Annotated in this window: 20 protein-coding genes; 6 read left to right on the plus strand and 14 right to left on the minus strand. The window is 40.6% G+C overall.

The features are described from left to right. Positions 1-297 precede the first annotated feature (297 nt). Positions 298-696: a c-type cytochrome gene (locus tag KO530_RS15450; RefSeq protein ID WP_216049346.1), complete on the plus strand. Its 399-nt coding sequence runs from the start codon at positions 298-300 to the stop codon at positions 694-696. Between the two features lie 61 nt (positions 697-757). Next, on the plus strand, positions 758-3,379 hold the full coding sequence (locus tag KO530_RS15455; protein WP_216049347.1) for a bifunctional diguanylate cyclase/phosphodiesterase: 2,622 nt from the start codon (positions 758-760) through the stop codon (positions 3,377-3,379). Here the strand turns inward: KO530_RS15455 and rep are convergent. Further along, positions 3,362-5,380 carry a DNA helicase Rep gene (rep, locus tag KO530_RS15460; protein ID WP_216049348.1) on the minus strand — a complete coding sequence of 673 codons (2,019 nt, stop codon included), beginning with the start codon at positions 5,378-5,380 and terminating at the stop codon, positions 3,362-3,364. The two genes, KO530_RS15455 and rep, sit on opposite strands and share 18 nt — an antisense overlap. A gap of 148 nt (positions 5,381-5,528) precedes the next feature. On the opposite strand from rep, the gene ubiK reads away from it, so the two are divergent. Next, positions 5,529-5,792: a ubiquinone biosynthesis accessory factor UbiK gene (gene ubiK, locus KO530_RS15465; protein WP_216049349.1), complete on the plus strand. Its 264-nt coding sequence runs from the start codon at positions 5,529-5,531 to the stop codon at positions 5,790-5,792. Positions 5,793-5,809: 17 nt separating this feature from the next. Here the strand turns inward: ubiK and ubiA are convergent, their stop codons facing one another. Further along, positions 5,810-6,667 carry a 4-hydroxybenzoate octaprenyltransferase gene (gene ubiA / locus KO530_RS15470; RefSeq protein ID WP_216049350.1) on the minus strand — a complete coding sequence of 286 codons (858 nt, stop codon included), beginning with the start codon at positions 6,665-6,667 and terminating at the stop codon, positions 5,810-5,812. Between the two features lie 2 nt (positions 6,668-6,669). After that, the gene (locus tag KO530_RS15475; RefSeq protein WP_216049351.1) at positions 6,670-7,272 is read right to left on the minus strand and encodes a chorismate--pyruvate lyase family protein; all 603 of its coding nucleotides are present in this window, start codon (positions 7,270-7,272) and stop codon (positions 6,670-6,672) included. Between the two features lie 191 nt (positions 7,273-7,463). On the opposite strand from KO530_RS15475, the gene KO530_RS15480 reads away from it, so the two are divergent. Beyond that, positions 7,464-7,868, plus strand: a complete 405-nt coding sequence (locus KO530_RS15480; RefSeq protein ID WP_216049352.1) for a flagellar basal body-associated protein FliL — start codon at positions 7,464-7,466, stop codon at positions 7,866-7,868. A 15-nt stretch (positions 7,869-7,883) separates the two neighbouring features. Here the strand turns inward: KO530_RS15480 and glpG are convergent, their stop codons facing one another. The 7 genes from glpG to KO530_RS15515 form a co-directional block, all read right to left on the minus strand. Continuing rightward, positions 7,884-8,750, minus strand: a complete 867-nt coding sequence (glpG, locus tag KO530_RS15485; RefSeq protein WP_216049353.1) for a rhomboid family intramembrane serine protease GlpG — start codon at positions 8,748-8,750, stop codon at positions 7,884-7,886. Positions 8,751-8,754: 4 nt separating this feature from the next. Next, a complete protein-coding gene (gene glpE / locus KO530_RS15490; RefSeq protein ID WP_216049354.1) occupies positions 8,755-9,081 on the minus strand; it encodes a thiosulfate sulfurtransferase GlpE in 327 nt (108 codons plus the stop codon). Between the two features lie 33 nt (positions 9,082-9,114). Then, positions 9,115-10,137: an L-threonine 3-dehydrogenase gene (gene tdh / locus KO530_RS15495; RefSeq protein WP_216049355.1), complete on the minus strand. Its 1,023-nt coding sequence runs from the start codon at positions 10,135-10,137 to the stop codon at positions 9,115-9,117. Beyond that, on the minus strand, positions 10,134-11,330 hold the full coding sequence (gene kbl, locus KO530_RS15500; protein WP_216049356.1) for a glycine C-acetyltransferase: 1,197 nt from the start codon (positions 11,328-11,330) through the stop codon (positions 10,134-10,136). The genes tdh and kbl overlap by 4 nt, the downstream gene beginning before the upstream one ends. Before the next feature lie 180 nt (positions 11,331-11,510). Beyond that, positions 11,511-13,880, minus strand: coding sequence for a putative bifunctional diguanylate cyclase/phosphodiesterase (locus KO530_RS15505; protein ID WP_216049357.1), 2,370 nt, complete (start codon positions 13,878-13,880; stop codon positions 11,511-11,513). A 76-nt stretch (positions 13,881-13,956) separates the two neighbouring features. Next, the gene (locus tag KO530_RS15510; protein ID WP_216049358.1) at positions 13,957-15,138 is read right to left on the minus strand and encodes a TonB-dependent receptor; all 1,182 of its coding nucleotides are present in this window, start codon (positions 15,136-15,138) and stop codon (positions 13,957-13,959) included. Positions 15,139-15,141: 3 nt separating this feature from the next. Continuing rightward, positions 15,142-15,579: a hypothetical protein gene (locus tag KO530_RS15515; protein WP_216049359.1), complete on the minus strand. Its 438-nt coding sequence runs from the start codon at positions 15,577-15,579 to the stop codon at positions 15,142-15,144. Positions 15,580-15,776: 197 nt separating this feature from the next. On the opposite strand from KO530_RS15515, the gene KO530_RS15520 reads away from it, so the two are divergent. Next, entirely contained in the window at positions 15,777-17,096 is a 1,320-nt protein-coding gene (locus KO530_RS15520; RefSeq protein ID WP_252729302.1) for a 3-deoxy-D-manno-octulosonic acid transferase, read from the plus strand. Here KO530_RS15520 and KO530_RS15525 read toward each other — a convergent pair. Beyond that, positions 17,084-18,124 (minus strand): glycosyltransferase family 9 protein, encoded by a 1,041-nt coding sequence (locus KO530_RS15525; RefSeq protein ID WP_303500095.1) that lies wholly within the window; start codon positions 18,122-18,124, stop codon positions 17,084-17,086. The two genes, KO530_RS15520 and KO530_RS15525, sit on opposite strands and share 13 nt — an antisense overlap. Positions 18,125-18,207: 83 nt before the next feature. Here KO530_RS15525 and KO530_RS15530 point away from each other — a divergent pair, with 83 nt between their 5' ends. Then, entirely contained in the window at positions 18,208-18,924 is a 717-nt protein-coding gene (locus KO530_RS15530) for a 3-deoxy-D-manno-octulosonic acid kinase (protein WP_252729303.1), read from the plus strand. Between the two features lie 16 nt (positions 18,925-18,940). On the opposite strand, the gene KO530_RS15535 is transcribed toward KO530_RS15530, so the two are convergent. Genes KO530_RS15535 through KO530_RS15545 form a run of 3 tightly spaced genes read right to left on the minus strand, consistent with a single transcriptional unit; the run spans position 18,941 to position 21,983 of the window. Next, on the minus strand, positions 18,941-19,717 hold the full coding sequence (locus KO530_RS15535; protein ID WP_216049361.1) for a glycosyltransferase family 2 protein: 777 nt from the start codon (positions 19,715-19,717) through the stop codon (positions 18,941-18,943). A 5-nt stretch (positions 19,718-19,722) separates the two neighbouring features. After that, on the minus strand, positions 19,723-20,502 hold the full coding sequence (locus KO530_RS15540; RefSeq protein ID WP_252729304.1) for a glycosyltransferase family 2 protein: 780 nt from the start codon (positions 20,500-20,502) through the stop codon (positions 19,723-19,725). A 32-nt stretch (positions 20,503-20,534) separates the two neighbouring features. Then, positions 20,535-21,983, minus strand: a complete 1,449-nt coding sequence (locus KO530_RS15545; RefSeq protein WP_216049362.1) for a capsule assembly Wzi family protein — start codon at positions 21,981-21,983, stop codon at positions 20,535-20,537. Positions 21,984-22,089 lie beyond the last annotated feature (106 nt).

The raw sequence follows: 22,089 nt of genomic DNA on the forward strand, positions 1-22,089 counted from the left end.
GTGCAATAGAATAATTGCACTTTTTAGCGCTAATTTACGTAAAATATCGATAAGTTTTCTTTGAAACAACTTATCAGCCGTGTAATCTTAGAAAGTTTATCAATGTATTTACGGTTGAAATGATGATTTTGCTGAGTTGAAATCGGCAAAATAGGGTTAAATCCGTAAAATAAGTAGTTTTTGAGTGAAGATAGATGGCAATTGCAAAGTAAATTGTTGTTCAGTATCAATAACTCGCTATAATTTGTTATTCTTTGGTGAGTGACAAAATTTAAATTTAGATCGTTGGAGATTATTGTGAAATTAAAAGCGTTGTTGAGCGTGTTAGTTGGAAGTTTGTTGATGTTTGCCGTACAAGCGCAAAACATGTCTGAGGAAGATATCAAATCCCGTATTGCGCCAGTTGGTTCTGTGCATGTTGCGGGTGCTAAAGCAGACTCGGCTGCAGCTTCAGGTCCTCGTTCTGGTGAAGACATATATAATACCGCTTGTTTCGCTTGCCATGCATCAGGTGTGTTAAATGCTCCTAAACTGCATGATGCCGCTGATTGGTCACCGCGATTGGAAAAAGGAATCGACGAAGTATTGCATAACGCACTCAATGGACTTGGTTCTATGCCTCCACGAGGAACCTGTGGCGATTGTTCAGATGACGATATAAAAGCAGCAATAGAATTCATGATAGAAGGTGTCTGATTTTAGTTAGTTTCGCTGGTATAAGGTTCTTTATGATCAATCATTTATTGGATTAAATTAATTGACTGAAGACTTAAATGCAGGACAGTTAACAGTTGAGGAATTGCGAGAACTAATTCCTCAGCTTCAGCAGTTAACAGAAAAATATAAGCGCTCTGAGCATATCCAAAGAGCGCTTTTTGACATCTCAGAGTTAGCTGGTTCTATCAGCGAACTTTCACGCCTGTATGTAGCAATTCACGAAATCATTGGGCAATTCATGAATGCTCAAAACTTTTTTGTAGCCCTTTACGAAAAAGATGATGAGTTTGTGGAGTTCCCGTATTTCGTCGACCAGTTTGATGAAAGCGTAATCAAGCAAATTCCCGCGAAAGATTTACTCGGTGGTATCGCTGGCTATATTCTCAAAAGCGGCCAACATTTGGTTTTAACCGAAGAAAACTTCGAAAAAGAATCCAAAGAACGTAATTTCAAAGCAATTGGTAAAACGCCTGTAGATTTAATTGGTGTGCCTCTCAAGCGCGGCAATCGGGTTATCGGCGCTATGGTAGTTCAAAGCTACGACAAAGCGGTTCGATACGTTAAAGATGAATTAGATTTATTGCTGTTCGTATCTCAGCACATTGTTAATGCACTCGATAGAGTTAAAAGTCGAGAGCTGACAGAACAAACGATTCGCGAGAGAACAAAACAATTACGCGAAATCAACGATGAGCTTCAAGAAGAGATATTAGAGCGTCAAAAAGTTGAATCTTTACAACAAGCACTTTTTGAAATTTCTGAAATAGCAGCTTCTGTTGAAGGGGAGATGTCTGATTTCTATGCTAGTTTGCATGACATTCTAGCCCGCTTATTGAGTGCTCCTAACTGTTATGTTGCAATTATTGATGAAAAACAAAGCTCGCTGGAATTTCCATATTACAGTGATGAAATAAATGATGTTGTCAATTCAAGGCCATTAAGTAATGGACTCACCGAATTTGTATTGCGTTCAGGCAAAGCAGAATTAATCGATCCAGATCGGGTTAATGATTTAGCCGCTCAAAACGAGTTAGATCAAAAAACTGCAGATAACATGCTAAAGCATACCAATTCTTGGATAGGCTCTCCTTTGTATGTGGATGGTGTTATTTCCGGCGTCATTGCAGTTCAAACCTATGGAAAAGACAGCAAATACACCCTTAAAGATTTGGAACTATTAAAGTTCGTTTCACACCATATTGCGGTAGCTATAGAACGTAAAAGAGCTGCAGAGTCGATTCAAAAATATAATATGCAGTTAAGCCGAAAAGTGCGAGAACGCACTGACGAGTTACATCAAACCAATTTGTATTTAAAGAAACAAATTGAAGAACGCAAAGACATAGAATTAAAGTTAATCCACGATGCCCACCATGACGCGCTCACCAACCTGCCCAATAGAGTCATGTTTAACAGTCGATTAGAATTAGCTGTTGCAAACAAAAATCGTTACCCTGAACATCAGTTTGCTGTGCTTTTTATCGACTTAGATAGGTTCAAGCAAATTAATGACAGCTTGGGTCACCATGCTGGTGATATGTTCTTAGTTGAAGTTGCCAAACGCATCAGTAAATGCATACGTGCCCACGACCTATTAGCTCGGCTAGGAGGCGATGAGTTTGTTATTCTGCTTGATAGCTTCGACGATTTTAATGATGTGGAAGAGGTTGCCAATCGGATTATTCAAACACTTGCAATTCCCTTTCAATTCGACAACAAAGAAATGTATTCAGGGGCGAGTATTGGAATAGCAAATATTGAACAAGGATATAAAACAGCAGACGAATTGATTCGCGACGCAGATGCAGCTATGTACCAAGCAAAAGCACTGGGACGTGGACGCTTTGTCCTATTCGATACCAGTATGCGTCAAAAACTATTGGAAGAACTCGAATTAGAAAATGAGTTTCGTAAAACCCTCAATAACCAACATTTTGATTCTCAAGTTCAAGCGATTGTAAATTTCCAAACTAATAGGATCCTCTATCACGAGTTTTTTGTGCGTTGGATTCATCCTACAATAGGTAAAATAAAGCGGGAACAGTTCTGGAAGGTAGCCCAATCGAGTGGATTGACCGTAGAAATTGATAACTTTATGCTGGATCAGGCCATTAAGGTTTTGCAACATTGGCGCACATTAGGTGAGTCTGAAGCGACTCAAAAGATAGCAATTAACTTGTCAATTAGTCATCTTTCACAAAGTCGCCTAGTAAACCAAATAATTGAACGGGTTAAATCTGCGCAAATTGATCCATCGAATTTAGTGTTTGAGTTTGATGAAAACGAACTAAATCATCGCAGCCAGTTTATGTTACCAGCGATTAAAAAGCTTAAACGTTCCGGGGTAATTTTGGTTTTAGATAACTTTGGAAGTGGTCTTGCTTCTTTAAGTTATTTATACAGCTACCCATTTGATTACGTAAAAATTGATCATAAATTCGTTAAATCGATAACTCGCTCAAAACGCAATTACAATTTGATTCGTTCTGTATTAGCCATATCAAGTCAGTTGTCATTTAAACTGATAGCGGAAGGCATTGAAAATGAAGATCAGTACAATGCACTAGTCGAGGCGGGCTGCACCTTAGGCCAAGGTCATTATATACAATCACCCATCAGTATGACGGCGATTTTGGCACAAGATTCACTTCCCACTAGATAGAATGTTTCTCAAATTTGCTATTCCAGTTTGACCTTTTTGCTGGCGCACTTCTGCACTGTCTTTTACTTTTTTATGTTCCCAAACAATATCATCTTGAGGCAACTCGTAAAGAAAACGACTTGGTTCAGGTTGAATCACCTCACCAAATTGACGACGTTCTTTGCTTAAGGTAAAAAACAACTCCTTCTGTGCTCGAGTAATACCAACGTAAGTCAATCGTCGCTCTTCTTCGATATTGTTTTCATCGATGCTACTTTGATGCGGTAATAGTCCTTCTTCCATACCAACCATGAAAACATAAGGAAATTCCAATCCTTTAGACGCATGTAAAGTCATAAGTTGTACCTGATCTGACTCCTCTGCGTCTTCGTTACGTTCCATCATATCTCGTAAAATCAACCGATTAACAACCTCTTGCAGGGTCATCGGTGGGTCCAGTTCATTGCCTTCGAGCATATCGCTTATCCAACCGAAAAGCGTACTGATATTTGCCATTGCCATTTCAGCTGCTTTGGGACTAGTGCTAGACTCGTAAAGCCATTCTTCGTACTGCATAGCTTTGATCATGCCCCGAATGGCAGCAATACCATCACCACGAACGGCGTTGTCAGAAGCTTCAACAATCCAGCGACTAAAGGCCTCGATATTCTGCTGGGCTTTGCCGCTTAAAACGCTGTGTAATTGCGGATGACACGCGGCCTCAAAAATAGAGCATCCTAACTGATTGGCAAAGCTACCTAACTTTTCCAAGGAAACACGGCCAATTCCACGGGTAGGAGTGTTAATCACTCTAAGCAGCGCATTGTCGTCATCTTGATTAACTAATAGTCGTAAGTAAGCCATCAGGTCTTTGACCTCAGTGCGACCAAAGAACGACATTCCGCCATTGATTTTGTAAGGGATTCGATTACTCATCAATATCTTTTCAAACAACCGAGATTGATGATTGCCACGATACAAAATCGCATAATCTTTAAATTGGGTATTCTTCATAAACTTATGAGCAAGCAGTTCAGCAACAACCCGTTCTGCTTCATGCTCTTCATTCTTTGCAATCAGCACTTTAAGCGGCTCACCGTACCCTAATTCTGAAAACAACTTTTTTTCGAACACATGAGGGTTGTTTTGAATGAGAATATTCGCGCTATGAAGTATTCGCCCTGAAGAACGATAGTTTTGTTCCAGTTTTACTAGTTTCAAGCTGGGAAAATCTTGCTGCAAAAGCACTAAGTTTTGCGGTCTGGCTCCGCGCCACGAGTAAATGGATTGGTCATCGTCCCCTACCACAGTAAACCTTGCCCGTTCCCCAACTAACAATCTAACCAGCTCGTACTGACTCGTATTGGTATCTTGGTATTCATCAACCAGCAAGTATTTAATTTTGTTTTGCCATTTTTGCCGAACGGTTTCATTATTTTGTAAAAGCAAGGTAGGCATCAAGATTAAATCATCAAAATCTAGTGCGTTGTAGGCTCTAAGATGTGTTTGATATTCATGATAAACTTTCGCAAATTCCACTTCTCCGGGCGACAATGCACGCTTTTGCAACTGTTCAGGCAAGATTAGATCATTTTTCCAATTTGAAATACACGACTGCAACAAGCTCAATTGCTCTTTATCACCATCAAGAGAGTCTTCGGTTAGATCTTTTAGCAAGGCCATGGTGTCTTTGTCGTCAAATAATGAGAATCCAGGTTTGATCCCTAAACTACGAAACTCCGACTTGATGATATTCAGACCCATGGTATGGAAGGTAGAAACTTTGAGACCGCGAGCGTCTTTTTTGCCCATAGTTTGGGCCACACGCTCTTTCATTTCTCTGGCGGCTTTATTGGTGAAAGTTACCGCGGCAATTTGACGAGCAGGAATACCACACTGTTGAACCAAGTATGCGATTTTATTTGTAATTACCCGAGTTTTACCACTGCCCGCCCCAGCGAGCACTAAGCATGGGCCTGAGATAAATTTGACTGCTTGATTTTGACCGTCGTTGAGTTTCATGGGTGTATCTTTAAAAAATGGCCGGGAATTGTAAAAAATTAACGACCGAATAGCTAGCATCGTTATATCAATTCAGGACTTTTACTACAAATGCAGTAAGTTCAACATTCGTCTGTTACAATCATATTTTTATTTGGAGGCTCTATCCATGTTGGATCCGAAAAAACTGGAAGATATCGCAAAACAAATAACTGATTCGATTCCCCCTGGTGTGAAAACCATGGCTGAAGGAGCGGAGGCAAAAGTAAAACAGGTTCTTCAATCTCAGTTGAGCCGCCTAGACTTCGTAAGCAGGGAAGAGTTTGATGTACAAAGTCAGGTGCTGATTCGCACACGAGAAAAACTCGAAGCCTTAGAAGTTAGACTAGATAAGTTGGAAAATCCAAGTCCTTCAACTGAAAAGACTAACTAAATTCGGTTTTCGAACGACTATAACCAATAGTGACAAAGCATTCCAATTGCTACGCCCATACCTGCGTAATGGTTGTTTAAAAATGCTTTAAAACAATTCGCTCTGTTTCTATCCTTAATTAGATACTGTTGGTAAACAAAAAATCCTGCCATGGCCAAAAGCGAAATATACATTGGCCATGTCATGTTTAAATAGTAAGCCACAAATCCCAGCAACAGCAAAGTGACTATTTGGGTGATACCCACAGCAAGTTTGTCGGCCTGACCAAATAGCACGGCTGTGGACTTAACCCCAATTTTTAGATCATCATCTCGGTCGACCATCGCATATTCAGTGTCATAACCCACAGTCCAGATCACGTTTATCAAAAAAAGTAACCAAGCAATCCAATTGAGATGTTCGTTGATCGCCATGAAAGCCATTGGAATTGACCAACTAAAAGCAGCACCTAACACCACTTGAGGAAGGTTGGTAAAACGCTTCATAAACGGATAGATAATCGCTAACGCTAACGCCCCAAACGACAAAAGAATTGTTTGATAGTTGAGGGTTAAAACCAATAAAAGAGAAATAAGTACTAACCCGGCAAACAGTAACAAGGCTTCTTTTTCAGATACTTCTCCACTGACTAATGGCCGTGATTTAGTACGTTCAACTTTGCCATCCACATGCCGGTCCGCATAATCATTGATAACACATCCAGCACTGCGCATCGCAAAGACACCAATAACAAAAACAATAACTATCTGTATTGGTGGATTGCCTTGGGCAGCGATGAGCAATGCCCAGACCGTCGGCCACAACAATAAATAGCTACCTATTGGCTTATCCATACGGGCCAATCTGATCAATGCGTGAACTTTACTATTCCCCATATTTAGCCTTGTTTAGAGTAAGCTGGACAATCAGGAAGAAATATCTCTGCGACCATCAACTGTAGTTGCTTAAAATCAAACACCGAGCGACGTCCCCACAATGGACGCTGCGCTGAAATTGCTAGCAAATCAGAAAAGTGACGCGTATCGGGTAACTTTAACAGCTGAAATGGACTGCGTACAAACCGACTATCATTGAAGATAATTTTTCCCAATGGTTGATTTCCCAACTCGACTAAATCCATTTCACAAAGTTGTTGCGGCAAAATCGAACGAGCAAACACCCAAGGCTGGCCATTACCACATAAAATCACTTCTCTAACTTGCCATTGAGTGTCATTTACTAACAGAGAACCTGAACGAAGTTGGGTCAATTCCTCAAGCTCTGGCTGCATCTGCCGTTGACCTATTAATTCAAGCTTAAAATCCGCACAGTGTGATTGCAATCGTTCAGTAAGTGAGCCGGTATCTAAAAGCCAATTTTTTAGATAGGGATCGCTAACAGTAAGATCGTCTGCTGACAACCAATTTGCTGGGATTGAAACGGGAAATTGAGTTTGCTGAATCAAAATTGCGCTAAGTCCATGAAAATATGACGCTATCATACCAATAGCTGCTAACATACTGAAGATAATAGGTTGATAAGATTTATCGCCAAAGTGTAAAGATTATAATCTTCAGTTTGTAATAGGCAAATTGGTTAAATTAATTCTCTACAATTGCTAAACTAAAGACATTTGAATTGGCACTTAATAAAGCCATTAAAATTCGCATTTAAATAATTCGAGATAACAATATGAAATCTGTGCTTTTTGCGTTCATTCTAGCGATTACTTCAAGTCAATTTATTGGAACCGCCCACGGCCAATCAAATTTCGCTTATTATGGATTAGAGCCAGATATCGTTACTAACTTTTTAGGCTCCAACGCGAACAATTTAGGTTTTGTCCGCACGACTATAGAGCTAATGTTGGAAGATGCGGATTATATTGAAGCTGTTGAGCACCATTCGCCACTATTAAGAGCGACAGTCATAGACATACTCGGCAGACAACCAAAAGACAAAGTAAAATCTCTTACCGGCAGAGAAGACTTCCGCAGAAGCAGCCTTGAACGACTTAGAGAGTTAATGGAAAAAGAAACGGGGAAACCGATGATAAAAGACATCATCATCACTAAATTTATTGTGCAAGGCGGATAGCTAGCCTGTTGTAAGTTAGTTTTTACTGTGGTTTTTTTGAGTGAAGTAAACGTAGCACCAAGCAATTGCGCATCCGCATACCAAGCCTAAAGTATGAGCGGTATTGGCAACCGAAACCCATAATACATCGATGTACCCTAAGACCAACCAGACTAACGAAAAACCAATAATGTAGTTAGGTAATGCGAGCCCCCATTGTGGACGCAGCCAGCCGCACCACCACACAAAACCAATAATTCCATATACCACACCAGACAAACCACCAAAATCAGGACCTGACATCAGTAATTGACCAATATTAGGAATAATTGCAGTTATCAAAAAGACTAACAGTAAGGTGCTAGAACCAAACTTCTTCTCAATTTCCTTGCCGGCTAACCACCACCAAAGCAGATTAAAAATAATGTGCATTTCGTCAAAGTGAATAAATGCAGGCGTAATAGCTCTCCACCATTCCCCTGTTTCAATCAGTAAAGACCAGGGCAATAACATCAGGTTCTCTCTGACCCAAATGAAGCCACCCGCGATAGAACCCAAATAAACCAGAATACATATGCCCATTATCAGCCACATGAACGGGGTTTGTTGGAACATACTCCAACGCAGTTTGGGGAATACTGATTTTTGTCTAGAACGTAAGAGTTGTTGCTCTAATTCCCAAGCGTGTTTCTGATACTTAGGATCTGTCGGGTTATCGACAAATTCCTTAACAATAAACGCGGCTTCTTGAAGGCAGGCAGGATCGTCAAGTAAAACTTGATGGTTTAAGTCTCCTTCTGCATAAGCATAACTAGCTGGGATATTCTGGCTAATTAAGTAAGTAACCAACAACATTGCAGGACTTTCATGGCCAAAGCTAACTAACTCGAGAGATTTACTCACAATTTTAGTCTGCTTCCTGAGAAACGAAAGGCATGGCAGCCTTCCAAGCTTCAAAACCACCATCCATGCTATAAACTTGCTCGAAGCCCTGATGAATCAAAAATTGAGCCGCTTGTTGGCTACTAATACCATGATAACAACAAACAATAACCGGGGTTTCGAATTCAGTTTCTGACATAAACTGCTGCAAACTACCATTGGTTAAATGCACCGCACCTTCAATATGACCAGCCGCAAATGACTGTTCATCTCGAATGTCTACTAGTTGCGCTTTTTTGTCTAACAAAAGAGCTTGTGTTTGTTCTACGGAAATATGTTCGAACTGCTCCAAATCGCCCCCTATTTACTATTGTTTAGTTAACGACTACCAATTTAATATCACTTTACCAGATTGTCCCGACTCCATAGCATCAAAGCCTTGTTGGAAGTCGTCGATAGAAAACTGATGGGTAATAATAGGATCTAAGTTCAATCCTGACTGCAAGAGACTAGCCATTTTATACCAAGTTTCAAACATTTCACGGCCATAAACACCTTTAATGGTTAAACCTTTGAAAATCACTTGGTTCCAGTCTATTGCCACATCTTTAGGTGGAATGCCCAACATGGCAACTTTACCACCATTATTCATTTTAGCCAGCATATCTCGTAATGCAGAGGGGACGCCTGACATTTCTAAACCAACATCAAAGCCTTCGGTCATCCCTAATTCAAGCATCACATCTTGCAAATTTTGAGTGGCGACATTTACCGTGCGAGTTGCGCCCATTTTGTTAGCCAAATCTAAGCGATAATCGTTGATGTCGGTGATAACCACATACCTAGCACCAGCATGCTTTGCCACAGCTGCAGCCATAATACCAATAGGACCAGCCCCGGTGATCAATACATCTTCGCCAACCAAGTCAAATGACAAAGCAGTGTGAACTGCATTGCCAAAAGGGTCAAAAATCGACGCTAGCTCATCGCTGATATTGTCGGGAATTTTAAATGCATTAAACGCAGGAATCACCAGGTACTCAGCAAAAGCCCCTGGGCGATTTACACCAACACCTTCGGTATTGCGACACAAGTGGCGTCTACCAGCACGACAGTTTCGACAGTGCCCGCAAGTTATGTGTCCTTCACCAGAGACCCGATCCCCTATGTTAAAACCTCTGACTTCCTGACCAATTTCAACCACTACGCCAACATATTCATGACCTACAATCATCGGCACAGGAATGGTATTTTGTGACCATTCGTCCCATTGATAAATATGCATGTCTGTGCCACATATTGCGGTTTTATTGATTTTAATTAGTAGATCATTGTGACCAACTTCAGGGACAGGAGCATCGTTCATCCATATCCCTTTTTCGGGGTATAATTTCGCAAGTGATTTCATGAGATCACCTTCAATTCACGACCGACATCGATAAAAGCATCGATTGCACGATCAACCTGCTCGATTGAGTGAGCGGCAGACATTTGCGTGCGAATTCGCGCTTGCCCTTTTGGTACAACAGGAAAAGAGAAGCCAACCACATAAATGCCTCGTTCTAACATCTTGTCAGCCATTTCACTGGCTAGCTTCGCGTCACCTAACATCACCGGAATAATTGCATGGTCTTTGCCTGACAAGGTAAAACCGGCACTTTCCATACGGCTTCTAAAATGTTTAGCATTTCGGTTAAGTTGCTGGCGTAATTCATGCCCTTGCTCCAGCATCGAAAATACTTTCAATGACGCGGCAACAATTGGAGGTGCAACAGAATTAGAAAACAAATATGGTCGAGAGCGTTGACGCAACCATTCGACGACTTCTTTTTTACCTGATGTGTAACCACCTGATGCACCGCCAAGCGCTTTACCAAGAGTACCGGTAATGATATCTACCCGCCCCATAACATCATTGTATTCATGGCTACCGCGTCCGTTTTCACCGACAAACCCAGTAGCATGACAATCATCGACCATTACCATGGCATCGTATTTGTCAGCTAAGTCGCAAATACTATGCAAATCGGCTATCACACCATCCATCGAGAAAACGCCATCGGTGGCAATTAATTTAAAACGTGCGCCATCTTTTTCGGCTTGAATCAATTGCTCTTCCAACGCTTGCATGTCGTTATTCGCATAACGATATCGCTTGGCTTTACATAGACGAACACCGTCAATAATACTGGCATGATTCAAAGCATCAGAGATAATGGCATCTTCAGGACCCATAATAGTCTCAAACAAACCGCCATTAGCATCAAAACATGATGGATATAAAATGGTGTCCTGCATTCCCAAAAAAGCACTGATTTTTTGCTCTAACTGCTTATGGATATCTTGGGTTCCACAGATAAAGCGCACCGAGGCCATACCAAATCCATGCTCATCTAAACCGTCTTTAGCGGCGGCAATTAACGCCTCATGATTGGCTAATCCTAAATAATTATTAGCACAAAAATTAAGTACATGTTCACCGCTTTGAACAACTATATCAGCGCTCTGGGCTGAAGTAATTACACGCTCGGATTTATACAAGCCATCTTGTTTGACTTGCTCAATTTGCTGATTGAGATGTTGGTAGAATGATTGACTCATATTGCCCCCAATGAATTAGATGGCGCTATATTAAAAGAAATTTTCGCTAGGTAATACGTTGTGCCACTGCTTTGGCACTAATTATAGGACATGTTGAGGTGTAAGGATTTAATTACACACGGAATTTAGCACAGAAGGCGAAGTGGACATGGCAGTCACAATCGCAATCTTTGCACGCAATTAATGCGACTGACCGTATTGCCAAATTCCATTTTTACAGTACTTTTGTAACTCTTCGAACAACAAATCTTCGGGGATAGGTTTTGCAATATAGAAACCTTGCGCCATGTTGCAATCAAACTGTTTGAGTAAATCAATCTGCAATTGTTCTTCTATCCCTTCGGCAATTACTTTCATTTTTAAGTTTTGCACCATGGACACAGTCGCCGCCACTATCTGCCTATCGGCATCATTGGATAACATACCGTCAATAAACGCGCGGTCTATTTTAATAAAATTCGCGGGCATTGTTTTCAAGTAACTTAAGGAAGAATAGCCGGTGCCAAAATCATCAATAGAAATTAAGAAGCCTTTATCAATTAACCTTTGCATAATCTCGTTGGTACGCTGGATATCAGACACTAAGGTTCTCTCGGTCAATTCCAATTCGATTAAGCTGGGTTTCAACCCAGAACTTTTTATTTTTTCCTCTAAATAGGGGACTAAATCGGGATCAAGAAATTGAATACCGGCCAAATTGATTGCTATTTTTAAATCGGGATATCCTTGTTGTTTAAACGTTTGCAGCAAACTAAACGCATTTTCAATACACCAATATCCAAGGGTCAACATAAACTCAGTGTTTTCTAGGATAGGGATGAAATCGCCCGGTGAAATAGGTCCCCTGTCAGGGTGGTTCCAGCGCAACAAGGCTTCAAACCCCACAAGACGTCCAGTTTTTAGCTCTATCTGGGGTTGTAAGGAAAAACTAAAATTATCGTTTATAAGAGCAATTCGGGCCTCATCTTCTAGGGCTACTTTATCTATGGCATTTTTCGACATAGATTCGATATATAGCTTGATACAGTTACCGCCATCGTTCTTCGCGTGGTACATAGCAATGTCTGCACAACGAATCAGTTCATTGACGTTAGTTTCTGCCGATGATGTGTGAGCAAAGCCGACACTGGTTGATACATAAAAACGCAATTGCGCCACGTTTATCGGCGCTCTAAAGCGATCCAGAAGTTTCTCGGCAACTTTGATGGCACTTTTGATATCCTCTACATTGTTCAATAAAATTGCAAATTCATCACCACCTAGTCGACAAACGATGCCATTTTCATCTAATGCACTTTGGAAACGAGCTGCAGCCTCTCTTAATAATTCATCACCAATTGTATGCCCATAACTATCATTTACTTTTTTAAAGTCATCTAAGTCGAACATCATTAACACGACAAACTTTTCACTCTCGACTAACTTTGCCACCGCCTCTTTAGTTTTACTCACCAACATATTCCGGTTGGGTAGATTAGTTAGCTGGTCATACATAGCCATTTTTTCTAATTCATTGGCTTTGGTTAAAACTTCATTATCAAGTTGCTCAAGGCGATCAGCCAGTTTATTAGCGGAGGCATTTAGGGTGTCCAGCTCATCTTTAAAATAATGTGTAGTCACTCTGTTTCGGAGTCTAAATTGTTGATACTCCCGCAACGCTAACAGCGGCAAGCGTTCGCTGAAATCAATTAAGCGCTGACGTACGCTGTTGGTAATCAAATAGAATAACAACATGGCCAGCACAAACACCACAGATGCAGTGATCAGTATAGTTTGTTGGTAAGCCCGGTGGGCTAACATCATTGGCGTAATATCGTATGCTGCCAAAATATAATCATCATCGGCATTTACAGTCGACATTGGAATAACCACAGCAAAATAATGTTTATTGTTGATATTTAACTGGGCTCCTTCAACGGTAAGTTTATCAATGGTTAGCTTTGCCGGAAACGAATCAATTAAGGGTTCAAATAAGTCAAAATGTTTAACCGCCAATGGTTCTCTTATTCGGAAATCCCGAGCATATTTAGCCTCAGTTTTATTAGACACATAAACTAATGCAAGGGTGGCATCTGTAGACTGATTAAGAAATGCTAGTGTATCAATTAGACTTAGACTCAATGTAATGACTGCTACACTTCCATCTGCCTGAAACAGAGGAATAGACAAAATCTGTGAACACTGAGGTACACAAAATGTGCTTTCTTTAGGTGACTGATTTTCAAAAACATACTCCGTATTTTTCAGAATATGCGGTGGTATATCCGATTCAGAGGAATACATTAGGTTTTTTTGGCTATCGAAAAGCCAACCTTCTTCCACTTGCATGTTCAATTGCAAAAACTCAAAACGAGAAGATAAGGTTTTAGCTAGTGCTTGAATCGGTTCAGGCTCGTTCTGATGTAACTGAACCAACATCTCAACCCAAGACTCAATGCGGGCGCCAAATATCTTGTTTAATAGCAGATATTGACTTTGATTTTGATGCTTGATTTCTTGTTGTTTGAGTATGAAGTCCTGATTGGTTTTTTGTAACCAAAGAAAGGACATAGATATTCCCAAAACCAATAAAAAAACCAGCAACAGTAGGAGCATTTTGTTGGTAAGGCTAAGAAAAGACTTCATGTTAGAACCAATGGGCTAATTGAACACCCCAAATATTCCAATATTTGTGGTCGTTCTGGATCGTATTGGGCATAAAAACAGGAGCTAAACGCCCAGTGCCTTTGACACGATGAAATTCGGCTTGGACTTGCCAATTTTCTGAAAAAGTCCAGCTAGTCCCTAAGGTGAATTGATCTTGATAGCCAAAGTACGCTGGCACAATGCCACCAGATAGCGCCGACCTAGCTTCACCACTTCGATCCTTGCGATCTAAATCAAAAATGTCCAATCTTGCAGTTAAGCTAATGTCTTTACTTACATTGTAACGACCTTGAATATACCCCCCCTCACCGTGGGAGTCGTTATTGAACCCCAAATAAACTAGGTTGCTATAGATACTCCGTTCCCTGAATAATTCCATAGCTAACTGCCAATTTTGAGTCTCATAAGTGCCCTGAAGCATAAAACGTTGGATTTGTGCGTCACCATCAAAAAATGCATCATTTTCGCCACTATTATACTTAAATTTGGAATCCAACAATCCGACGCTAAACTTCACAGCTTGGTTGTGCCAAACGAAATTCCCTTGATGCACAAACTTTTGTTCAATGTCTCCTGTGGCAATCTCTGCAATCAAATTCTTAGTTTGTTCCTGACTGATGGGCGAGCTTCCATAACTCCAATTGAATTCCCAGTCTCCCAAAGTATTTGATGTGTTGGCAACTAACGCCACACCATCAACTCCAAGGGCCACATCTCTGAAGGCGTCAAAATAGATGGACTGAGGTAGAATGATGGTTGGTCTAGTATGGGGTACATCCCGAGTGGATGAGTACAACCAATGATAGTTTTTCACTCTGCCTAAATGCACGTTGACCTGCCAATCTAGTGTACTAATAGCGCGCCAATCTAGAAATAAATAGTCAACTCGGAATCCCTCAGGATAACGATTACCCCCGTTTAAATAAACGACCTGTCCCGCAACTCTAAAGTTGGAATCTAAAGTATAAGATCCATTGAGACCTATCTCTGTCAGTTTCAAGGTGACGTCGCCTTCGTCATCAATGTAATTAGAGTTTTGTGCCTGAATCACTCCTTGAGCAATAAAGCCACGCCAATTAAAGTTGTCTGAACTACTCGCGCTAAACGAAAAAGCGGATAAGGTAAAACCAAATAGAGCTAGCAAATTTACCGATAATTTCATCTGCTATTCTCCTATTACTTTTATTTTTTTGACTTTCTCGGTGCTGCTAACATCGAGTACATAACCTATGGCACCGGGGGTAGAGCGGAGTTTTTTAAGCATTTCTTTGGTACTTTTCAGCTCTTTGGGTTTATCTCCTAATCCAGAATAAGCTAACTTATTCCACAGTCTTTCTATTTGGTAAGGGAACATTTTAAGGACATCTTTACAAAGTGCTTGATGGGCTGGATTATCGGTTTTTAGTACAAACACAGATATAGGCTGTCCATCAGGCCAGACAGTTTGTCGCATCGAAAATATTTTGCGCAATTGAGCGGGGGTCAGTTCTTCCGTTTTTACATCACTGTTAACTAAAACACTGATTGACCTATCCTCTGCCAGAGTTGCAGTTGATAATATGGTCAATAAAATAAAAGTGACCTGAGCCAGTCTACTTAACAATCCTTTCACCTTTCCTCTAAACAGGATTTCTCCTGAGAAATTAAGATTAGTTTATCTTTTTAGAACTTGCGCATGCTTTTTTGAGTTAATATTAGTTTCGTTTACTGTTTTCAGTCACTTTGGCTAAAAAACGACCTTTAAACGCGATTATTCGACTTTTACTAATCATATGCCGACAGAGTATAATAATTACCAGCATGACTCAATCACCCTCTCAACAGTCTTCATTTTTAAATTCTACGAAGCTAGTTTGTAGCCGCTGGCTGTACTCATTAACTTTATCGTTGGTTATTCCTATTTTATTTATACATTGGTTAGTCAATTTTAGTTTGCGCAAAAAACAATTTAATTTACATCGTTTAAGCCGTTTCTCGATTTACACCAAAGCTGTAAAGGGATCGGAGATATTAATTCACTGTGTTTCAGTGGGCGAAGTCGCTGTAGCTGCTAGTTTAATTGAAAAATTATTTCGCGAAGATCCAAACCTAAACGTAACAGTCACGACCACTACCCCTACAGGGGCAGCTAATGTGAAAAATCTTTTAGGTGAGAAAGTGCAGCATTTATATTTACCTTTTGATTTGGGATGGATGATGAAACGAATGTTAAACAAAATTCGTCCAAAACAAGTTTTGGTGGTAGAAGTTGAATTGTGGCCGAATATGATAAGGCAATGTGTGAAAGGTCAAATTCCGGTAATTTTGGTCAACGGCAGAATGACCGATCGCTCTGTTCGCGGATATCAAAAAATGGCTGCGTTGATCAGTCCAATGATGCAATCCATCAAACACGTTTGTGCCCAATCAGAAAGAGATTACCGAAATTACCTTAGCCTGGGCATCCCCGCAGATAAACTGACGATTACCGGCAATATTAAATTTGAATTGGAAAATACTATTAGTGGTGCAGCTGAACCCTTAGTCACGAAATTTAAGCATGAAAAGCGAAAAATACTTATTGCTGGAAGTACCCACGATCCAGAAGAGCAAATTTTAGTTGAAGCCACTAAGTCTCTTATCAAACAGTTTCCTGAATTACTGTTAATGATAGTTCCGCGCCATCCTCAGCGTTTTGATAAAGTTTATGAGTTGCTCAGCGGCTCTGGATTAAGCGTCTCCAGAACGTCTCAAACAAACAAGAGTGTGCGCCATACCGACATTGTTTTAGTTGACCAAATGGGTGTTTTAACCGACCTATATCATTATGCTGATTTTGCGTTCATCGGTGGTAGCATTGCAGCGAAAGGCGGACACAATCCACTGGAAGCGGCAGTGGCTGCAATCCCCACAATGATGGGAAACCACATTCACAATAACCCTGCTATATGTGAATCTTTAAAACAAAGCGGTAATCTATTCTTAGTCACTACTAGCCAAGATATTGTTGATTTAGTTAGTCATTGGCTTGTTGACGATAAAGCGCGTATTTCCGCCGGCCAGAAGGGTTACGATGTTATAAAATCCAATAGAGGAGCGCTGCAAAAAACCATTGAACTAATAAATACTCATCGGCCTTGAGCAGATAACAGCCTGTCAATTTGCTCAACAACCTTTTCCACTTCAATTAACTTCATCAAATCTTGACCTTTTGCCCGGGTTCCCCAAGGAAGCTGCTGCCAAGTTTTACCGGTTTGTTGCAAAATAACCTGGTCGTAAACTGAAACCACATATTGCAAACTTAAATATGGCCCCGTCCGGCGAGGATTACTGTGTGCATACAGGCCAATTACGTCAGTGCCAACAGTAGTCGCCATATGGGCTGGCCCAGTATCAGGAGCAATCACAAATTTCGCGAACTTAAGCACTGCTAGCATTTGTTTTAGCGAGGTTTTACCAATCAAATTTGTAACTTTATGCTTACTATGAGTTTCAATTTGCTGACCTAAACTTTTATCTAAATCAGCTGGACCTCCGCACAAAACAACGTTAATCCCTTTTTCAGTTAAATAATCCGCTATGCTCGCATATCGCTCCGGTAACCAGTTTCTTTCCGCTTTACTGGCAGCGGGGCTGATTACCACATAGGATTTAAGCTCTGCTTGCAGATCTTTAGCCAACTTTTGCTCGTCATCAGCAAGTGGAATGGACCAACTCACGTTGTTAGGTGAAGGCACATTTATGCTATCAGCAAACCCCATAAAGCCCTCTAAAACATGGGCGTGCTGCTGTGCGGCTATGCGCCGATTAGCAAACAACCAATGTAATTCTTTGCTTCGAGCCCAATCAAAGCCTATTTTCGTTGTAGCATTGATTAATCTCGCCGCCCAGTTGGCACGAAATGCCACCTGCATTAAAAACAAGGCATCAAACTTTTCTCCATTCAAATCATCTTTGAGTTTGACATAGGCATCTTTTCCCATTTTTTTATCAAAAATGATGAAACGTACATTTGGCATACCTTTCAATAATTGATACTCAATCTTGCCAATGATCCAAGTAATTTGGATGTTAGGAGCATGTTTAACAATTCGGTCTACCATAGCTGCGGCATGGCAAACATCACCAATCGCTGATAGACGCAGAAGACAGAGTTTTTGGACATTCACAATAGTAGGTTCGATTGCTGCTGTAATATGTGTCCAATTTCATTACAATTCATACCATTACACAAGGGCGAATCAGAATTTATATGACAGATGCAGAGCAAACCAATAAAAAAGGAGAAATAATCTACTTTGATCCGTGTTTTTTGCCTAATTGTCAGTCTGATTACTTTTCACCAATATTTTGGCAGCAAAAAAATGCGATTATCGGCTCAGCAGTTGGTCGCGGTACAACACACTTTATTCAAACCGAACAACATGAATTGGTGCTCAGACATTATCGTCGTGGTGGTTTGATTGGTAAATTGCTCAGCGATCAATATTTATATTTAGGCCTTGAGTCTACTCGCGCATTTCAAGAATATAATTTATTGGCAAAGATGAACGCTATGGGTTTGCCTGCCCCCACTCCGGTTGCCTATCGCATTATTAAAAAGGGCATCTATTATCAAGCCGATTTGCTCACTGTTAAAATTGCAAATGCCCAAGATATTCATCATGTTTTGCAAAATCGGGCGTTATCTGAACAAGAATGGAAAAACATCGGGAAAACCATTGCTCAATTCCACCAGCAACAGATTTATCATCACGACTTAAATATCCACAACATCATGCTCGATGATGCTGGTAAAATCTGGTTGATTGATTTCGATAAGTGCGCAGAAAAAGCCGGGGAGTCGTGGAAACAGAGTAATTTAGAACGACTTCTGAGATCGCTTAATAAAGAGACAAATAAAATCGATAATTACAACTTTCAACAAAGCGATTGGCTATTTTTGCAAGCCGGCTATAAAAACCACTAATTTCACAATCACTCGCTTACTTCTTCCTGTTATTTTTATTCACAAAATGCAATTCGTGTAATTTCGCTTCTTTTAAAAAGCCATACATTGCTGAAATATAGGCATGAACGAGCCCTCGACGACCGGAAAGAAACATTCGTTCAATAAAATAAGCTTTTACAAACATCAGAGGGAACACCAAAAACAATTTTAGCCAAGAAGGCTTTTTGCCTTTATTAAACTTTTCTTGGGCTTTCAAAGAAGAGTATTTATTCTGCTTTTCCATGAGCACTTCAGTGCTTTGATATCCATAATGTATGACCAAGCCTGACATATCTTGTTGTTTCGCGCTTTTACTTACCTTTACGTTTTCATGCACTAAGCGATCGGTTGGAAATTGGACTTTATGTTTGTTGTAGAGCCTAACGATAGAGCGTTTTTTCGAATTGGCGGACATTGGTAATTGCCAAAATATATCTTCAAAATACAATCGATAGGCATCCGCACTTTTTTCATCCACTACCGATTGAATCCGACTAACATATTCAGAGCTAAGAATCTCATCACCATCAACATTTAGTACCCAGTCGTTACGGCATAAAGACATTGCGTAGGACTTTTGTTTAGCAAACCCCAACCAATCTTGGTGATACACTTTGGCACCATATTGTTTAGCGATTTCAACCGTATTGTCAGTACTGCCTGAATCGACAAGTATAATCTCATCAAAATTTCGAAGGTTCTCTAACACTTGGTTAAGGTACTTTTCTTCGTTGAGGGTAATAATAAAAACGCTAATGGGTGTATGAGACATGACGATTAATCTTCTTCGGTTGAGTCAGGTTGTTGATTGACTGCCCACAAAGCGGCGTATTTATGAAAAGCATACTGCCCTAAAATTATCGCCATTAAAAATCCACGTTTTCCGTCCAAAAAACCCAATCGAAAAATATATTGCTGAATGAAGTCGACAAAGAATCGCAGTACAGCAAAGCTCAAAGACGATTTTTTATTTTTCTTAGCTTTATCACCGGCACCTAAAACCGCATATTTCAGGTGTTTTTCTTGAACATGATAATAATCTCGCCAACTATAATGAAGTAACGGCGATTTCAATATGCGGACTTTTTCTACCGGCATTTCTAAAGATTCATGTACACTTCGATGTTTGAAATTAGCGCCCTCTTTGAGAAATAGCTTACCTTGCGGCGATGCATAACGACCGTGTTTGAGGGTTTTGCCGAATAAAAAGGTGTGCCAAGGAAATTTGATAAAAGTAGCATCTAGGTTAGGTTCGCTTAGCACATCATCAATTTCTTGTTTGAGCTCTTCGGTAATAACCTCATCAGCATCAATATTCAGCACCCAATCATGTTCACAATAGGTAAGAGCACGATTACGCTGTGCGCCAAATCCTGGCCAATCGGTCTGATAGACCTTGTCCGTGTATTTTTTGACCAGTTCTACTGTGTTATCTGTACTGCCAGAATCGAGCACTACCAGTTGGTCAACCCAACCCGCTAGGGGCTTTAAACTTGCTTCAATTCTGTCAGCTTCATTACATACGATCATGAAACAGGATATTTTGCGTCTAGTCATTGGCGGCTCTTATTCATTCGAATTTCTAATAGTTACAGGCTGTATTTAATTTCAGAAAAAACTGTAAAGTCGTTTTCAGAGTCCTGCTGATTCACCTTACTTGCATCAAGAACAGCGCCTAGCTTGACTTGCCAGTGTCCCCACACAGTTTGATAATATCCGCTTAGCTGAGTAATTTTTTCAGTAAGTCCGACTTGCTCTACATCAGCACCAGCATCGTCAATTTTAATATAACGAATGGCGGCTTCGAACACATCACCATCGGCAAAGTGTTTTAGAATACCTAAGGATGTCATACGTGCATCGGTTTGGCGATCTTCGCCCAGTTCTCGGGTGTAATAACGATACCCAGAGGAATAGGTGCCACTTTCATAATAGCAATGGGTTACGTCTACAATGGCGTCGTCGCAAGATACGTTGGTATCGCTATTTTCTAGGTAGACTTTTGCATCCCACAGGTAACTAGATATACCAACACTGCGAGCTTGGTTACTGACGTTAAATTCACTGGAGTCTCCTTCATCTACATATTGACCGTAGATACTGACTGGATGTTGTAGAACGCGAAATGTGTATTTAGCATCAAGGCCTGCTAAATGACTGCCGATATGAGTTTCCATAGATGGCTCACATTCATCAGCACCATCAGAACAACGTTTTTGAAAAGTAAGCACTCTGAAAAAGTCATTCATTCGGTCTGGTTGGCCATCACCACCCCATACAGCTAACCAAGAAAGGCCGACTTCTAGTCCTGGAATGGGACGGGAGGTAAAGCGGCTAGCCCATATTTTTGCATCGGGTACATCACGGCTATCTTCTAACTGTCCAACCTGCGCAGTGGCGTACCAAGGACCCAAGAATGACAACCAGTTAGAATCAGACTTTGAGGTTCGAGAGCGAGATAATGCCAATGTGGGTATTGGACGTGCATTGTTGGATAATATTAAGCTATTGCCGTGAGATGGTCCCCACCACTGATCGATAGAGCCTAAACGAAGATTCCAATCACCAAGTTGGTATGCCAAATAACTTTGATCTAAATTCTGCTCGCCATTAGGCTCAAAATTGACTGATAGTTTCCCAGCCAATCTTCCTACTCGCGTTTCAGAATTAATATTGAGACGTCCCTTTTCCCCCTGCTGACCATCAAAACTGGCATAACGGGTGCGTTCAGTCGCACCGTATGCGGTCACCGACGAAAATGTATCTTTATGCTTTTGCAGCACTAAATAGTGTTTTAAGCGATTCGCTGCGATGGCTGCAGACGGATGCATAGAGGCAGTATCAAGCTGCGATAGCTGCTCCGAGATGCCTTTCCAAGGAATAGGAAAAGTCGTGGTAACGCTATCTAAATAACCAAATTCACTGAGTATTTGCACATCATAATGCAATTGCGGATCTGTGGTACCAACCCAAGGAGATGCGGAACTCTGTCCAGAAAAAATTAAAAACAATAAGCAAAACTGAATGCACTTAGGCACTAAAAACGCTCCATAATATAAGTAACCTTAACGCCAGTTAAGTACCAACAAAGCTAATAAGTGAAAAATCACCGGTATATTCTGTTAGTTGATGAATACTCATCAT

Origin of the sequence: Aliiglaciecola lipolytica (assembly GCF_018860635.1) — a bacterium.
Lineage (GTDB): Bacteria > Pseudomonadota > Gammaproteobacteria > Enterobacterales > Alteromonadaceae > Aliiglaciecola > Aliiglaciecola lipolytica_A.

Bases quoted from the DNA above. Each gene is read 5' to 3' on its own strand.
- rep (WP_216049348.1), bottom strand. From the start codon at position 5,380: ATGAAACTCAACGACGGTCAAAATCAAGCAGTCAAATTTATCTCAGGC.
- ubiK (WP_216049349.1), top strand. From the start codon at position 5,529: ATGTTGGATCCGAAAAAACTGGAAGATATCGCAAAACAAATAACTGAT.
- ubiA (WP_216049350.1), bottom strand. From the start codon at position 6,667: ATGGGGAATAGTAAAGTTCACGCATTGATCAGATTGGCCCGTATGGAT.
- KO530_RS15475 (WP_216049351.1), bottom strand. From the start codon at position 7,272: ATGATAGCGTCATATTTTCATGGACTTAGCGCAATTTTGATTCAGCAA.
- KO530_RS15480 (WP_216049352.1), top strand. From the start codon at position 7,464: ATGAAATCTGTGCTTTTTGCGTTCATTCTAGCGATTACTTCAAGTCAA.
- tdh (WP_216049355.1), bottom strand. From the start codon at position 10,137: ATGAAATCACTTGCGAAATTATACCCCGAAAAAGGGATATGGATGAAC.
- kbl (WP_216049356.1), bottom strand. From the start codon at position 11,330: ATGAGTCAATCATTCTACCAACATCTCAATCAGCAAATTGAGCAAGTC.
- KO530_RS15505 (WP_216049357.1), bottom strand. From the start codon at position 13,880: ATGTCCTTTCTTTGGTTACAAAAAACCAATCAGGACTTCATACTCAAA.
- KO530_RS15510 (WP_216049358.1), bottom strand. From the start codon at position 15,138: ATGAAATTATCGGTAAATTTGCTAGCTCTATTTGGTTTTACCTTATCC.
- KO530_RS15520 (WP_252729302.1), top strand. From the start codon at position 15,777: ATGACTCAATCACCCTCTCAACAGTCTTCATTTTTAAATTCTACGAAG.
- KO530_RS15530 (WP_252729303.1), top strand. From the start codon at position 18,208: ATGACAGATGCAGAGCAAACCAATAAAAAAGGAGAAATAATCTACTTT.
- KO530_RS15535 (WP_216049361.1), bottom strand. From the start codon at position 19,717: ATGTCTCATACACCCATTAGCGTTTTTATTATTACCCTCAACGAAGAA.
- KO530_RS15540 (WP_252729304.1), bottom strand. From the start codon at position 20,502: ATGACTAGACGCAAAATATCCTGTTTCATGATCGTATGTAATGAAGCT.